At 58.8% G+C, this 14,012-nt stretch carries 11 protein-coding genes; 8 read left to right on the top strand and 3 right to left on the bottom strand.

The features are described from left to right. Window positions 1–2: 2 nt before the first annotated feature. Window positions 3–1,526 (bottom strand): MocR-like pyridoxine biosynthesis transcription factor PdxR, encoded by a 1,524-nt coding sequence (gene pdxR, locus K328_RS22800; protein WP_205620583.1) that lies wholly within the window; start codon window positions 1,524–1,526, stop codon window positions 3–5. A gap of 176 nt (window positions 1,527–1,702) precedes the next feature. Here pdxR and K328_RS0106205 point away from each other — a divergent pair, with 176 nt between their 5' ends. The 7 genes from K328_RS0106205 to K328_RS22795 all read left to right on the top strand — a co-directional run bounded on the left by K328_RS0106205 (window position 1,703) and on the right by K328_RS22795 (window position 9,603). Then, a complete protein-coding gene (locus K328_RS0106205; protein ID WP_028465232.1) occupies window positions 1,703–2,806 on the top strand; it encodes a mandelate racemase/muconate lactonizing enzyme family protein in 1,104 nt (367 codons plus the stop codon). Between the two features lie 17 nt (window positions 2,807–2,823). Continuing rightward, complete coding sequence (locus tag K328_RS0106200) at window positions 2,824–4,122, top strand: NAD(P)/FAD-dependent oxidoreductase (RefSeq protein ID WP_028465231.1); 1,299 nt, start codon at window positions 2,824–2,826, stop codon at window positions 4,120–4,122. 190 nt (window positions 4,123–4,312) lie between these two features. Then, the gene (locus tag K328_RS0106195) at window positions 4,313–5,383 is read left to right on the top strand and encodes an ABC transporter substrate-binding protein (RefSeq protein ID WP_084608123.1); all 1,071 of its coding nucleotides are present in this window, start codon (window positions 4,313–4,315) and stop codon (window positions 5,381–5,383) included. Window positions 5,384–5,484: 101 nt separating this feature from the next. Then, window positions 5,485–6,564, top strand: coding sequence for an ABC transporter ATP-binding protein (locus K328_RS0106190; RefSeq protein ID WP_036553190.1), 1,080 nt, complete (start codon window positions 5,485–5,487; stop codon window positions 6,562–6,564). Window positions 6,565–6,569: 5 nt separating this feature from the next. Continuing rightward, window positions 6,570–7,472, top strand: coding sequence for an ABC transporter permease (locus K328_RS0106185; protein WP_036553188.1), 903 nt, complete (start codon window positions 6,570–6,572; stop codon window positions 7,470–7,472). Next, a complete protein-coding gene (locus tag K328_RS0106180) occupies window positions 7,472–8,287 on the top strand; it encodes an ABC transporter permease (RefSeq protein ID WP_028465227.1) in 816 nt (271 codons plus the stop codon). Before K328_RS0106185 ends, K328_RS0106180 begins: the two co-directional genes overlap by 1 nt. Before the next feature lie 83 nt (window positions 8,288–8,370). Further along, window positions 8,371–9,603 (top strand): MFS transporter, encoded by a 1,233-nt coding sequence (locus K328_RS22795; RefSeq protein ID WP_051284585.1) that lies wholly within the window; start codon window positions 8,371–8,373, stop codon window positions 9,601–9,603. A 5-nt stretch (window positions 9,604–9,608) separates the two neighbouring features. Here K328_RS22795 and K328_RS25660 read toward each other — a convergent pair whose 3' ends face one another. Then, window positions 9,609–12,017: a methyl-accepting chemotaxis protein gene (locus K328_RS25660; protein ID WP_169721180.1), complete on the bottom strand. Its 2,409-nt coding sequence runs from the start codon at window positions 12,015–12,017 to the stop codon at window positions 9,609–9,611. A gap of 159 nt (window positions 12,018–12,176) precedes the next feature. Between K328_RS25660 and K328_RS0106165 the strand changes: the two genes are divergently transcribed. Beyond that, window positions 12,177–12,749 (top strand): hypothetical protein, encoded by a 573-nt coding sequence (locus K328_RS0106165; protein WP_028465226.1) that lies wholly within the window; start codon window positions 12,177–12,179, stop codon window positions 12,747–12,749. Between the two features lie 60 nt (window positions 12,750–12,809). Here the strand turns inward: K328_RS0106165 and K328_RS0106160 are convergent, their stop codons facing one another. Next, entirely contained in the window at window positions 12,810–14,012 is a 1,203-nt protein-coding gene (locus tag K328_RS0106160) for an acyl-CoA dehydrogenase family protein (RefSeq protein ID WP_028465225.1), read from the bottom strand.

Here is a 14,012-nt window from a genome sequence, read left to right as displayed (position 1 = left end):
TCTCAAACCCTTATTGTCTTCGTCTTCCGGCTGTCGCGGAAGGCATTGTCGAGAACATTTGCCAGGACCTTTGACCCTGCCTCGATATCGCTCGGTGGAACCCCACTGAAGCCGAGCACGAGGCCATTGAGAGTGAGGGGGGCTATGGCATAGCGGCTGAATGGTGTCACCGTAATGCCGGCCTTGTCTGCTGCGTCGGCGACCACTCTTTCGTCAAGCTCGTCAGGCAGATGCGCAATTGTGTGAAGACCGGTATCGGTCGGCTTCAGTTTCAGCAGTCCGTTAAGCTCCCGGTCAGCGCAGGCTTTCAGCACCTGATAGCGCTCCGTATAGACCCGCCGCATCCGCCGGAGGTGCGTTGCGAAATGACCTTCATCCATGAAGCCCGCGACAATGGCCTGCTGGTTCAGGGGGGCACTTGGCAGATAGGCGGCGAACATCTGCTCGAGACGCTCGACGAAGGCCGGGGGGACGAGCATGTAGCCGAGCCGAAGGGCGGGGAACAACGTCTTGCTGAAGGTGCCGACATAGAACACGCGGTCGGCATGGTCGATGCTCTTCAGGGTCGGAATCGGATGGTCGCCGTAATAGAATTCGCCGTCATAATCGTCCTCGATGATCCAGGCATCGGCCGCCCCAGCGGCTTCCAGCAAGGCAAAGCGGCGTTCCAGACTCATGGTCACGCCGAGCGGTTGCTGGTGCAGCGGCGTCGCGAAGGCGAGCCGGAAGTCCGGCTCTCGCCGCAGTCCTTCGGACACCATCATGCCCTGGTCGTCGATTGGCAGCGGGACCATCTCTCCACCGGCGGCCAGCAAGGCGTTGTAGGCACCGATTGCTCCTGGATTCTCGAACCAGACCTTGTCCCCCCGGTTCAGCAGCATGGAGCCGATGATATGGAAGGCGTGCTGAGCGCCGTTCGTGATGAAGATCTGCCAGTCCTGGCAGTTGATTCCCTGATTTGCCCGCAGGTGTGCGGCAATGGCGCGCCGAAGCGGCGGAAAGCCGGAGGCATTGCCGTAGCCGAGAACCACATCGCGCCGCTCGCGCCAGTGCTTGTTTGACTGACGGGTCCATTGCGCGATCGGAAACATATCCACGGCGGGAAGGGCGGTCGTAAATGCCCGGATGGTGTGTGGGAGTCGCTCAACGAAAGCCGAACCGACGGGAGCAGGGGACGGGAATGCACTGTCTGCCTGCGGCTCCGGCCCGTCATTGGCGATGTCGATTGCGGTCTCTTCTGCCGGATGGCCTATCCGGACGGATTGGCTGACAAATGTTCCGGCCCCAGTGCGTCCTTCCAGCAAACCTTCAGCGGTCAGCCGATCAAATACTTCGACCATGGTGGTGCGTGAAACGCCGAGATCGTTGGCCAGCGTGCGTGTGGCCGGCAGTCGGTCGCCAGCCCTCAATCCGCCCGTGAGGATGATGTCCCGGATAGAGGAGACGATCTGCGTCGCGAGCAGGCGCGACGACCCGTGATCGATGCGGATTGCGCTGAGCAGGGCGCCGGCGGCTCGTTTCACCATCACAGAACTTTCAACCGCTATGGCGGAGATTTTTTATCGCGCGCAAAATTGGTTTGGCGAAATGTCGATAATGGACCTTAATTTCCATCCAAATTACTCGTCAAGATGAGTCATCATTCAGTCTTTGCTGAGCTGCTAATTTCCGCTTTTTGATCCAAACGCACGGGAAACCACGGATGAAAATCACGAAGATCGAGACCTTCAGCACGGAGTTCGTTGGTTTCGTAAAGGTGACCACCGAAGACGGCAGCGAAGGCTGGGGGCAGGTCTCGACCTATAATTCCGATATCTCCTCCCTCGTGCTGCATCGGCAGGTGGCGCCTTATGCGCTTGGGTGGAATGCGTTCGATCTGAACGGGCTGGTCGATATCATTCCGGAGAAGGAGCACAAGTTTCCCGGCGCCTATCTCCGACGGGCGATTGGCGGCGTCGATACGGCGCTCTGGGATCTCTATGGCAAGCGCGAGGGCAAGACCGTTTGCGAGTTACTCGGCGGTAGACCTCGGCCGCTTCGTGTGTATGCCTCCAGCATGCGGCGCGATATTTCTCCGGAAGACGAAGTGGAGCGGCTGAAGAAGCTCCAGGACGAATGCGGATACGACGCTTTCAAGATCAGGGTCGGCAGCGAATACGGGCATGATGTCGATGAATGGCCCGGCCGGACCGAAGAAATTATCACTGCCATGAGTGCGGCTTTCGGCGGCAAGGCAACCCTGCTGGCCGATGCCAACAGCTGCTTCACGCCAAAGCGCGCGATTGAGGTTGGCCGGATGCTTGAGGATAACGGCTTCTCCCATTTCGAAGAGCCCTGTCCCTATTGGGAACTCGACTGGACGAAAGAAGTTGCGGATGCCCTCGACATTGATGTGACCGGCGGGGAGCAGGATTGCGATCTGGCGACCTGGCGCCGTATGGCATCGATGGGCGCGGTCGACGTGCTGCAGCCGGACATCTGCTACCTCGGCGGCATCACCCGGACCATGCGGGTCGCGGAGCTGGCGAAGCGGTACGAGATGGCCTGCACACCGCATTCGGCGAATCTCTCGCTTGTCACCGTCTTCACGCTGCATCTGATGGCGGCCATCGAGGCGGCTGGACCATACGTCGAATTCGCCATTGAAGGGCTCGATTACTATCCGTGGCAGAAAGACCTTTATGACCCGTTCCCGATAGCCAGGGACGGCAAGGTTCAAATACCCTCCGAGCCGGGCTGGGGCATTCAGATCAGGCGCGATTGGCTGGAACGTGCGCACTATCAATGCAGCGAGCTCGATAGCTGAAACGCGGACACGGAACCATGCAGACCGACATCTTTACCGAGGATTTCAAGACTGAGCCCTTTTGGTGGGAAAAGACCCCGCGGCCCAATATTGGCGCTACGTCATTACCGGAGAAATCGGATGTCGTTATCGTCGGGGCCGGCTACACCGGCCTCTCTGCGGCGCTGGTGCTGGCCCGGGCCGGTCGCTCCGTTCTGGTTTTCGATGCCGGGGACGCGGGATGGGGCTGTAGTACACGCAATGGCGGGCAGATCAGCCGGTCAATCAAACCGGGATATGAGCAACTTACCCGGCGTTACGGCGCAAACACGGCTTTTGAGATCATCCGCGAAGGCTCGCGGGCCTTGGATTGGGTGGAAGGTTTTGTCGCCTCGGAGAAAATCCAGTGTGACTTTGCGGTACCTGGGAAATTCACCGGTGCCCACAATCAGGCCCAGTTCGAAGCCATGGCCCGGGCTGCTGCGAACCAGCCCGAGGGCCTGGAGGAGCCGCTTGAGGTAATTACGCGGGCGGAGCAAAAGCGCGAGCTTGGGACCGACGCTTATTACGGCGGTATCGTGAACACCAGCACGGCGTCGCTCGATCCGGCAATGTTTCATGAGGGAATGCTGGAGCGGGTCCGTGAAGCCGGTGTGACGATCGTGACGCATTGCCCTGTCACGGGAATTGAAGAGTCGGCCCCGGGCTTCCGGGTGAAGGTACCCGGCGGCACGGTTAAGGCCCGTAACGTGCTTGTCGCGACAAACGGCTATACAGGTTCGGAATCTGGCTGGCAGAGCCGGAGGGTCATTCCTATCGGCAGCTATATCATCGCGACCGAGGCGCTTCCGAAGGACCTGATGGACCGGATCATGCCGACAGACCGGATGCTCGGTGACAGCCGGAAGGTGGTCTACTACTACCGCCCATCTCCCGATCGCTGCCGCATCCTTTTTGGCGGACGTGTGTCCAGCAGCGAAACAGATCCGATCAAAAGCGCGCCATTGCTGCGCCAGGAACTGGCCCGTCTCTTCCCCGAATTGTCCGGTGTCCGGGTCAGCCATTCCTGGATGGGGTTTGTCGCCTACACCTTCGACACGCTCGCCCATGTCGGCTGTCACGAAAACATCCACTATGCGATGGGATACTGCGGATCGGGCGTTTCCATGTCGGGATATTTGGGGATGCGGGTTGCGCAGCAGATGCTGGGCCTTAAAGAAGGCCGGACCGGGTTCGATGGGATCAGTTTTCCGTCGCGCCCGCTCTACACCGGGAAGCCCTGGTTTCTCTCGGCATCCGTGGCTTTCTACAGGTGGCGCGATGGCCTCAACAGGTAGCCGAAAAGCCATTCCGGGCAAGAATTTTGGATAAAATTGGTCTGATCTTTTATCGAGAATGGACCTGTTCTGAAGTCCAATCGAGTCCTTCAATTTCCGGTAGTGGGCAGGATTGAAACCAATCCGGGAGCCGGGCGCGGATGCCAGGCTTTGAATAAGACCCAGAAATCGAACAGCGGAGAACGTTCTTATGACGAAGAAGACAGAATTCTCGCGTCGTGGCTTGCTGGCGGTTGCCGCCGGTGCGATGGCGATGTCCATGACCGCAATGCCCGCCCAGGCGGACGGCTCGGTGACTGTTGCCTCCTGGGGCGGCTCCTACCAGAACGCGCAAAGCCTCGCCCTGTTCCAGCCGGCGTCGAAAGCCATGGGGATCACGGTGAAGGAAGAGACCTACGGCGGCATGTCCGACGTACGCCTGAAAGTGAAGGCCGGCGCTGTTGCGTGGGACATCGTTTCCAGCGGATCGGGGAGCGCCGCACGCGCTGCCGCTGAAGGCCTGCTGGAGAAGCTGGACTACAGCGTTATCGACGTCTCGACCTTCTATCCGACGCTGAAGACGGACTACTGCGTTGGCAGCGATGTGTTCTCGACCGTGATGGCATTCAACACGGCCACCTATGGCGATAGCGGACCGAAGAGCTGGGCCGATTTTTGGGATGTGAAGAAATTCCCGGGCAAGCGCGCCTACCGCAACAAGGTCGCCGGTGCGCTTGAGCCGGCACTGATGGCCGACGGTGTCGCGCCGGCAGATGTCTACAAGGTTCTGGATTCCGAGGAAGGCATCAAGCGCGCTCTCGACAAGATCCGCGAGCTGAAGCCGGAAATTGCTGTCTGGTGGAAGTCCGGTGCCCAGCATGCCCAGCTTATGAAAGACGGCGAAGTCGACATGACGACGGGCTGGAACGGACGTTTCGACGTGGCCAAGAAAGACGGCGCGAAAGTCGCCTACACCTTCAACCAGGGCCTGCTCGACTATGATTGCTTCGCGATCCCGAAAGGGGCGCCGAACAAGGATCTCGCCATGAAGTTCCTGGCGGAGGTGAGCAAGCCGGAGATCCAGGCCAACCTGCCGAAACACATCACCTATGGGCCGACCAACAAGAAGGCCTACGAAATCGGCATGATCGACGACAAGACAGCGCGCATGATGCCGTCTCACCCGGACAATGCCGCTGTTCAGCTTCCTGTCAGCCTCGCTTGGTATGCCAAGTGGGAGCAGAAGGCCGCTGCCATGTATCAGGATATGCTGACCGAATAGCGTTAGCGCTTTCGAAGGGACGTGGACGGCGGTTCTCCGCCGTCCCGTCGCCGGCCTAATCCGGCTATGTTCTCAATCCAGTGATAATCGGTGAATTTGGCATGTCGAAGCAGCAAGCGCTTCCGATCTCTATTTCCGGTCTGACCAAGGTATATGGCGATATCTTCGCCCTGAACGACGTCGCCCTGGAAGTTCAGAGCGGCGAATTTCTGACGCTGCTTGGCCCGTCCGGCTCAGGCAAGACCACATTGCTGATGGCGCTCGCAGGTTTTACCCGGCCGGATTATGGAAGTATCCGGTTCGGTGACGACGAGATCATCTCCATGCCGCCGCACAAACGTGGCGTGGGCATGGTGTTTCAGAATTATGCGCTGTTCCCGCACATGACCGTCGCGGCGAATGTCGGCTACCCGCTGAAGCTCCGGAAAACATCAAAGGCCGAGACGGAAAAGCTGGTGGCGGAGGCGCTTGAAACCGTTCAGCTCGACGGCTATGGCGAGCGCCGGATCAGCCAGCTATCCGGCGGTCAGAAACAGCGTGTCGCGCTTGCCCGTGCCATCGTGTTCAGCCCGCGCATCCTGTTGATGGATGAGCCGCTGTCCGCGCTCGACAAGAATTTGCGCGAACACATGCAGATCGAATTGCGTCATCTGCACGAGAAGCTTGGCATGACCACAGTCTATGTGACCCACGATCAGCGCGAGGCGCTGACCATGTCGGACCGCATCGCTGTGATCAATCACGGCCGGCTGATGCAGCTGGATGCTCCGCGCACGATTTACGAACGGCCGGCCAACCGTTTCATCGCCGAGTTCATCGGCGAATCCACCTTTCTGCAGGTTGAGCGCGACGGGGACCGGGTCAGCTTTTCCGGATCGGAATTAAAAACGGGAGCCTTGCCTGCTGCCGGCGAACTGTCGCTTGTCATCCGGCCGGAACGTCTCAGTGTCCTCGACGGCCCGGCACCAGAGGATACCAATGTCTTCTCCGGTACCGTCCGGGAGATGGTCTATCAGGGCGATACGGTCCTGGCCTATGTCACGCTTGCGGATGGGACGGACCTGACAGTCCGGGCCGGAACTCGATCGGGCGAGCCGATAGAGAAAGCCTCTGTCGGGGATAAGGTCGAGCTTGGCCTGAAGAGTGCCGACGCTGTTCTCATCCCGCGTGAGGAGGGGTGAACCCGATGACCGAGTTGAGTATCGGATCGGATTCCCGCGCCAACGAGAGCACGTTTCTGAAGCAGTCTCGACGGGAGGAATGGGCGCTGCTTGGGCTGGCATCGCCCGCGATCCTGACTGTTCTAATTGTCATGGTGCTTCCCGTCGGCTGGCTCTTCTACCTGTCGTTTCTGGCCGATGACGGCAGTTTCTCGCTCGAGCATTACAACCGGATGCTGGAGAGCAAGGCCTACGGCCGGATCTTCATGACGACGTTCGAAGTCAGCTTCATAACCACGGGCCTTTGTATTCTGATCGGCTATCCGCTGGCCTATTTTCTTTCGCAGCTTTCGTCGCGCATGGCCGCGCTCTGCATGCTGACCGTGTTGCTGCCGTTCTGGACCTCGCTTCTGGTCCGGACATACGCCTGGCTTGTTCTGTTGCAGCGCAAGGGACTGATCAATAGCTGGGGGATTGATCTTGGACTCTGGGATGAGCCTCTGAAACTGGTGCACAACCTGAATGGCACGCTGATCGGCATGGTGCACATCATGCTGCCTTTTCTGGTGCTGCCGCTTTATGGCTCGATGAAGGCCATCAGTGCCGATTACCTGAAAGCCTCGTCCAATCTCGGGGCCGGGCCGACGCAGACCTTCTGGAATATCTTCTTCCCGCTGTCGTTGCCGGGTCTGTTCGCCGGCGCGCTGATCGTTTTCGTGCTTTGTCTCGGTTTCTTCGTGACACCCGCAGTGCTCGGCGGAGGCAAGGTGATCATGGTTTCCATGCAGATCACCAGCAATATCGAGCTGTTCTTCAATTGGGGCGCGGCTAGCGCTCTTGGTGTCGTCCTGCTGGTCATCACCCTGGCGATCCTGCTTGCTGCCTCCCGGCTGCTGAAACTCGACAACGTACTTGGCGGAGGTCACTGATGAGCTGGCTGAACAGACCCGCCTCCGAAACCCAGATCACCCATGGCCAACGTCTCTGGCTCTACATTCTGGCGACGGTGATTATGATCTTGCTGGTTGCGCCAACCGTCATCGTGATCCCGATGTCCTTCTCGGCCTCTCAGTATCTCGAGTTCCCGCCACGGGAATGGTCGCTCCGGTGGTACGAGCATTATCTCAATTCGCCAGAATGGATACAGGCGACCTGGACATCGCTGAAAGCCGGGTTTTTCACCATGTGCGTGGCAACGCCGATCGGCACGGCGGCGGCTTACGGCCTGTTTGTCACCAAGCATCCGCTTAGCCGGATGTTCTATGTTCTGCTGATCACGCCGATCATGATCCCGGTCATTCTGATCGCCATCGCGGCCTTCTACGTTTTCGTGCAGATCAGGATGGTCAACAGCATGTTCGGCCTGGTGATCGCGCACTCGATCCTGGCTCTGCCGCTGGTCCTGATCGTGATCAGCGCGGCTCTGAAGAGCTTTGACATGAACCTGGAGATGGCGGCGCGCAGCCTTGGCGCATCGCGCTTTACCGCCTTTATGGATGTCACCCTGCCACAGATCCGGTTTTCCGTCCTGACCGCGGCCTTGCTGTCATTCCTGACGTCGTTCGATGAAGTGATCGTCGCCATGTTTGTCTCGGGCGGCGACAACTCGACACTGACCCGAAATATGTTCAACGCCCTCCGGGATCAGATCGATCCGACCATCGCGTCGATCTCGACCATCATGATCGTGATTTCTTCCTCGCTGCTGATCCTGACCCAGCTTTTCAGGAAATCGCGCGACTGAAGTGCCGGACCGGCGTCTTTTGGCGGCAGCCGTCAGGGCATAGTCTGACCGCTCGACATTGATCGCTGCCGGAGAGTTTCCAGATGCCGCTATTACGCGGAGCGGGTGTTGCCACGATCGGCGCTCTCGGTGTTCTCGCCTTGTGTCTCGGCATGACAGCGCTGGGGCGCGGGGCAGGGGAAAGCTATGCTGTCTTTCTGCTCCCGCTTTCAGGCGAGCTCGGCTGGGACCGGTCTTCGGCAACCTCTGTCTATTCACTCTTCATGGCGGCGACCGGATTTTTCGCGCCTCTGGCAGGTCACCTGTTTGATCGTTTCGGTGGTCGACTGGTCTATGCGGTGGGGCTCGGAGCGCTCGCGGTTGGTTATTTTGCCGCCGGGTCGCTTTCCCAGCTTTGGCAGTTCCAGATTGCGATTGGCGGGTTCTGCGGTTTCGGCGCTGCGCTGATCGGCCTCGCTCCGGCCCAGGCTGTCGTGAGTCGCTGGTTTGACAAAGGTCTGGCGACGGCACTTTCCATGACCTATGGCGGGCTCGGTATCGGCACCCTGATCATGGCGCCGCTGGCGGAATATCTGATCGCCAGTCAGGGGTGGCGGAATGCCTATGGCTGGTACGCTCTGGTTTTCGCGGTCTTGTGCGGTTTTGTGCTGTTCCTGCCCTGGCGTCGGATCGCGGAAGGCGCTCCCGGCAACCCGCGTCGTCATATCGCGGCGGCGGGCCGGTCGGGGCCTACTTTGAAGGCCGCATTGAAGACCTTGGAGTTCTGGGCTTTTTTTGTAATTTTTTTCGTCACCGCCGTTTCGATTTACGGCATCAGCCTGCAATCGGTCGCCTATCTGATTAGCGGGGGGATGAGTGAGCAGCAGGCGGCCTTCGCATTCGGTACGGCGGGGATGTTGTCTTTCTTCGGGATGACGGCGACCGGGATGGCGGCGGATCGGTTCGGACACAGGATCGTCGCAACCAGCAGCTATGGGCTCACCGTGATAGGCATCGGAGCGCTTGCGCTGGTGCCGGCAGACAGCACGGGTATTTCGTTGGTTATTTTTATTGTCTGCTTTGGTCTCAGCATGGGGGCACGAGGGCCGATAATCACGACGCTGATGGCGCGCCGTTTCTCCGGATCTGGCATCGGCGCCATTCTCGGAGCTGCGAATTTCGGACAGGGCCTGGGCGCGGCGTCGGGTGCCTTTTTCTCCGGCCTGTTGTTCGACCTTACCGGTGGTTACACCGCCGCCTTCATTGGCTGCACGCTGGCAGCGCTGATCGGGGCGGGCCTTTTCTGGAGAGTTGGCACCGCACCCGATCCTGACTAACGCCGTTACTTCTGACGGACTTCCACAAGGAATTCCTCGACCTGACGGTTGAGGTTCTGGATTTGCGTCGAGAGTTCTCGTGCCCGTCCGCTGACAGCATCAGCCGCGCCGCCAGAGACTTCTGCGCTTGAGTTCACGCCTTCGATGTTGCGGGCAACATCATCCGCGCTGACGCTGGCTTCCTCGATGTTACGGGCGATTTCCTGTGTCGCGGAGGTCTGTTCTTCCATCGCAGCCGCAATACTGGCCGAGATCTCACCAAGTTCCTCAATCACCTTCGATACCGATTCCATGTTCACGGAAGCGCTGTCGGTTTCCTGCTGAATGGCAGCCACGCGTTCGGAGACGCGTTCCGTTGCCTGCGCAGTCTGTGTTGCGAGGTTTTTCACTTCGGAGGCGACGACGGCGAAGCCCTTACCGGCATCACCCGCGCGGGCCGCCTCGATCGTGGCGTTAAGGGCCAGCAGATTGGTCTGTTCCGCAATATCCTGGATAAGCTGCACGACTTCGGTGATCTCACCGACGGCCTTGCGCAGGTTGCCCATCAGCGCGACGGATTGCTCCGCACGCTGCGAGGCATCATGTGATTTATCATTGGAGATTGCGATCTGGCGGCTGATTTCCTGAATGGAAGCGGTCAGCTCTGATGTCGCTGCTGCAACGGTCTGCACATTAGCACTGGCTTCTGTCGAAGCGGCGGCTACTGCGGCTGCTTGATCGTGCGTCTGGGCGATTGCCTGGCTCACTTCGCCAGCCGAACTTTCCATGGTGCCACCAGCATCCGCGACACGCTGCGCAATGGATTTCACAGAGCTTTCGAAATTATCGGCGAGTTCCGCCATTTGCCGGCGCTTCTCTTCCGCAGTGCGGCGCTCGGACTCTTCCTGCTGGCCCTCCAGGCGCTTCATCTCGTTCGCGTTGTCCTTGAAGACCTGGACTGCGCGGGCCATTTCGGCGATTTCGTCCTTGCGGTCGGTCATCGGGATCTCGCTTTCAAGATCGCCTCCGGCAAGACCGTTCATGGAACCTGTGATCGTGGATATCGGCCTGACGATGCTGCGGGCAATCAGGAACGCGAGAACGATGCCGAAGGCCACACCAAGAGCGGTGCCAAGCAGGATCAATTGGACTGATTCTTCCTTCAGCTCTTTGAGGGAGGCGAGTTTGTCGCTCTTGAAGCTGGCGGCGCGGTCAGCGCTCCGCGTTTCGAGCTCCTTCATTTCTGCTTCAATCGCGGCCTGTTTCGCCAGCGCTTCGTCCACAGTATCAACGCGGGCCCGAAAACTCTTGGCCGCTTTCGCAGCCCCGATGGCGATCTTCCCGAATTCTTCCGAAAGCGCTTTCTTGACGACAAGTGCTTTCGAGAAAATCAGGGCAACCTGGGCGCCGATAATTTCTTTTCCGGCGGTGCGTTCCGCCTCGTCCTTTGTTGCGATGTAGGCCAAGGTTTTGGAGGCCATGACGTCCGCCGCAACCACCATTTCAAGAGCGGCGACACGCGCGCTGACCGCATCCTTCCCGCTCTTTGATGCCGCTTCATAGGCAGTATTTGCTTCTTTGAGCGCCGCGCCGCGATCTTTCAGAATCTCGCGTGCGGTCTGTGTCAGGGCGCCGCTGATGTCATTCAGTTCGTTGAACAAGGTCTCTGCTTCAAAGCTCCCGGCTTGGACGGCTTGCACCAAGGTGGAGAACGTCTTCCGGTATGTACCGCTCAACTGAGCGATTTTCCCGGCGGCGGCTTCTGCCGGAGTACCCTTGGCCGATTTCCGCAGCGACAGGGCGTCAAGGAAGAGGCGCTTCGTCCCGGCTTCCAGTGTCGTCCTGTTCTCATCCGTTCGCTCGAGCCGGTAGGTGGCTTCGTTGGCCCGAATTCCATTGCTGTTGGCAAGCAGCGCGTTTGAGGCATTCATGATTGCAAGGCTGCTGTCACGCGCCGCTGTAGCGGCCTCCACGGCTGCCGAGCTTGACTCGAAAGTGTCGGCCGCAGCGGCGCTCAGTTGAGCTGCACTATCTTTGATGGCCTCCGCTTCGGAAGCCATGGCTGCGGTGATGGTATTGGTCTCGTTGTTGACCGTATGCAGCTCATCAAGTTTGGCCTGATACGTTTCTACTTCGCCATTCAAGGCATTAACGGCCGGATCAGCGTTGCCTCCGGCGAGAATGCCCGTGAGTGTCTCGTTCGTTGTCCGGGTTCGGGTGATTGCCTGTTCGAAATAGTCCTCTTCGCGGCTTAGCTGATACAAAGCGGCTTCGGAATTTGCACTTCTGAAGGTGTCCACTGCGCCGAGCAGGTCGAGGGTCAGTGTGATGTCCCTGTCATATCGCGTGAGGCCGAAATACCCAACGAGGCCAACGCCACCTGCGATAACCAGCGTAACTGCGAAACCTGAGGCGATCCGAAATCCGATGCGCATGGCAAACCCAGACATGGTTGTTACTTGAAACAATAGAACGCCTAACAATTAACGGGCATAATTTAATAAGGCGTTAACAAATTTTTGAGCAATATCGTTAATCATATATTTACATGATTGCTGTCCCATTCGGGAAGGTAATTCAAGGAGGAGACACCCATGAGAAAACTATTCAACGGACTTGCCGTACTTGCCTTGACCATGACTTTTGCCATGCCGGCTGCGGCAAATGATTTCGAGCCGCAGATCAAGGAATTCTACAATAGTACCGTGAAGGCTTGGCTGGCCGATCCGGCGTTGATTGCTGCAATCAAGGCGCAGAACGCGGAAACGTCCGGCTTTGATGCGGCGAAGATCGATACTCTCGACAAGCAGTGGCGCGCCGAAGCAAAGGCGGGCGGTGGCGACCTCGTTAATAAGGTCGCTGGAAATGCGCTTTCCGCATGGCTGAAGGCAAAGAAGGACGAGGCCGGGGGCAAGATTGCCGAGGCGTTCGTTATGGATGCAAAAGGCCTGAATGTCGGGATGAGCGATACAACTTCCGATTATATGCAGGGTGACGAAGGCAAGCACCAGAAGACCTTCGGAGCTGGCGCAGACGCTGTCTTCATTGATGAAGTTGAGTTCGACGAAAGCTCAGGTGCTTTCCAGTCCCAGCTGTCCACGACAATCAGCGATGGCGGCACGCCGATCGGGGCTATCACCATCGGTGTGAACGTCGAAAAGCTCTAAACCGCTTTATTCAACAAAAAATCTGATCTGAGAGGCCGCCTTCGGGCGGCCTTTTCATTTCTATCGGGCTGTTTCGCGTTTCAGAGGATTCATGACCGGATGCCGGTCGGCAGTCTTGAACCCCAGTGCATCTTCCGCGATCAGAATACGTTGTACGTTCGGGGTACCTTCTCCGACGGTCAGCATGTTCACATAGGCTGAAAGCGTGTTGATCGGGTATTCCTCGGCGAGGGCATAGGCGGCGAACGTGTCCCTGGCAGTTTGCGCGGCTTTCTGGGCGACTTCCGAGGCCAGATATTTTGCCCGTGCCGCGGCCCGGGTCGAGCGTTCACCCTTATCCATCAGCCAGGCCATCCGGCGCATCATCAGGCGTGCTGCATCGATGCCGACAGCAACATCGGCTATCGGATGCTGGACCATCTGATAGGCGCCGATCTTTTGCCCGCCGACTTCCCGTTCCTGTGCATAGCGCAATGTTTCGTCGAAACAGGCCTGGGCCAGACCGATCAGCCGCCCGGAGACGGTAAGGCGCCCGTATTCCAAAGCATTAAGCGCGACCTTCAGTCCTTCGCCCTCGTTGCCGAGCAAATTTTCCGCCGGCACCCGGAAATCCTCGAGAAAGACCTCGCAGGAGCGCAGGCAATTGGACAGCGGACGCATTTCGATCGGCCGGGCGGTGAAACCGGGCGCGCTCTTCGGCTCGACGATGAATGCCGAAATACCGCGCTTGCCGGCGGCAGGATCTGTCTTCGCGAACAACACACCCACATCGGCGGCATTTGAGAAGGTGATCCAGATCTTGGAGCCGTTCAGCACATAACTGTCGCCGTCACGCTTTGCCACGGTCCGCATGGCGCCACCGGGATCGGAGCCGCCGCCGGGTTCCGTCAAGGCGAACATGCCGATCTTCCGGCCCGAGATAAGCTCCGGAACGAAATGCCGAGCCTGTTCAGGCGTGCCCCAATTGAAGATGGTGAAGGGACAGGTCATGGCCTGCATGTTCATGGCATAGCCAAAGCCCGGCGAGAGACGGGAAATCTCCTCGGCGATCGTGCCAACGGCAGAAAATCCCAGGGCAGTCCCGCCCATCTCTTCGGGAAAGGCCGCGCTGAACAGACCCGCACCGCCCATGGCGCGGATGATCTCGTAGGGAAACTCACCGGAAGCTTCGTATGCGTCAATCTTCGGGGCAATCTCGACGTCATAGACCCGGTGGACCGTGTCGCGCACTACCTCGATGATTGGATCCTCGCTGAAATCCAT

The organism is Nisaea denitrificans DSM 18348, assembly GCF_000426505.1.
In the GTDB taxonomy this organism is placed as follows: Bacteria; Pseudomonadota; Alphaproteobacteria; order Thalassobaculales; family Thalassobaculaceae; genus Nisaea; species Nisaea denitrificans.
This window is presented reverse-complemented; position numbering and strand designations above follow the sequence as displayed.

Coding starts and splice junctions, on each gene's coding strand:
- K328_RS22795 (WP_051284585.1), top strand. CDS start 8,371: ATGCCGCTATTACGCGGAGCGGGTGTTGCCACGATCGGCGCTCTCGGT.
- K328_RS0106165 (WP_028465226.1), top strand. CDS start 12,177: ATGAGAAAACTATTCAACGGACTTGCCGTACTTGCCTTGACCATGACT.
- K328_RS0106180 (WP_028465227.1), top strand. CDS start 7,472: ATGAGCTGGCTGAACAGACCCGCCTCCGAAACCCAGATCACCCATGGC.
- K328_RS0106160 (WP_028465225.1), bottom strand. CDS start 14,012: ATGGATTTCAGCGAGGATCCAATCATCGAGGTAGTGCGCGACACGGTC.
- K328_RS0106205 (WP_028465232.1), top strand. CDS start 1,703: ATGAAAATCACGAAGATCGAGACCTTCAGCACGGAGTTCGTTGGTTTC.
- pdxR (WP_205620583.1), bottom strand. CDS start 1,526: ATGGTGAAACGAGCCGCCGGCGCCCTGCTCAGCGCAATCCGCATCGAT.
- K328_RS25660 (WP_169721180.1), bottom strand. CDS start 12,017: ATGCGCATCGGATTTCGGATCGCCTCAGGTTTCGCAGTTACGCTGGTT.
- K328_RS0106195 (WP_084608123.1), top strand. CDS start 4,313: ATGACGAAGAAGACAGAATTCTCGCGTCGTGGCTTGCTGGCGGTTGCC.
- K328_RS0106185 (WP_036553188.1), top strand. CDS start 6,570: ATGACCGAGTTGAGTATCGGATCGGATTCCCGCGCCAACGAGAGCACG.
- K328_RS0106190 (WP_036553190.1), top strand. CDS start 5,485: ATGTCGAAGCAGCAAGCGCTTCCGATCTCTATTTCCGGTCTGACCAAG.
- K328_RS0106200 (WP_028465231.1), top strand. CDS start 2,824: ATGCAGACCGACATCTTTACCGAGGATTTCAAGACTGAGCCCTTTTGG.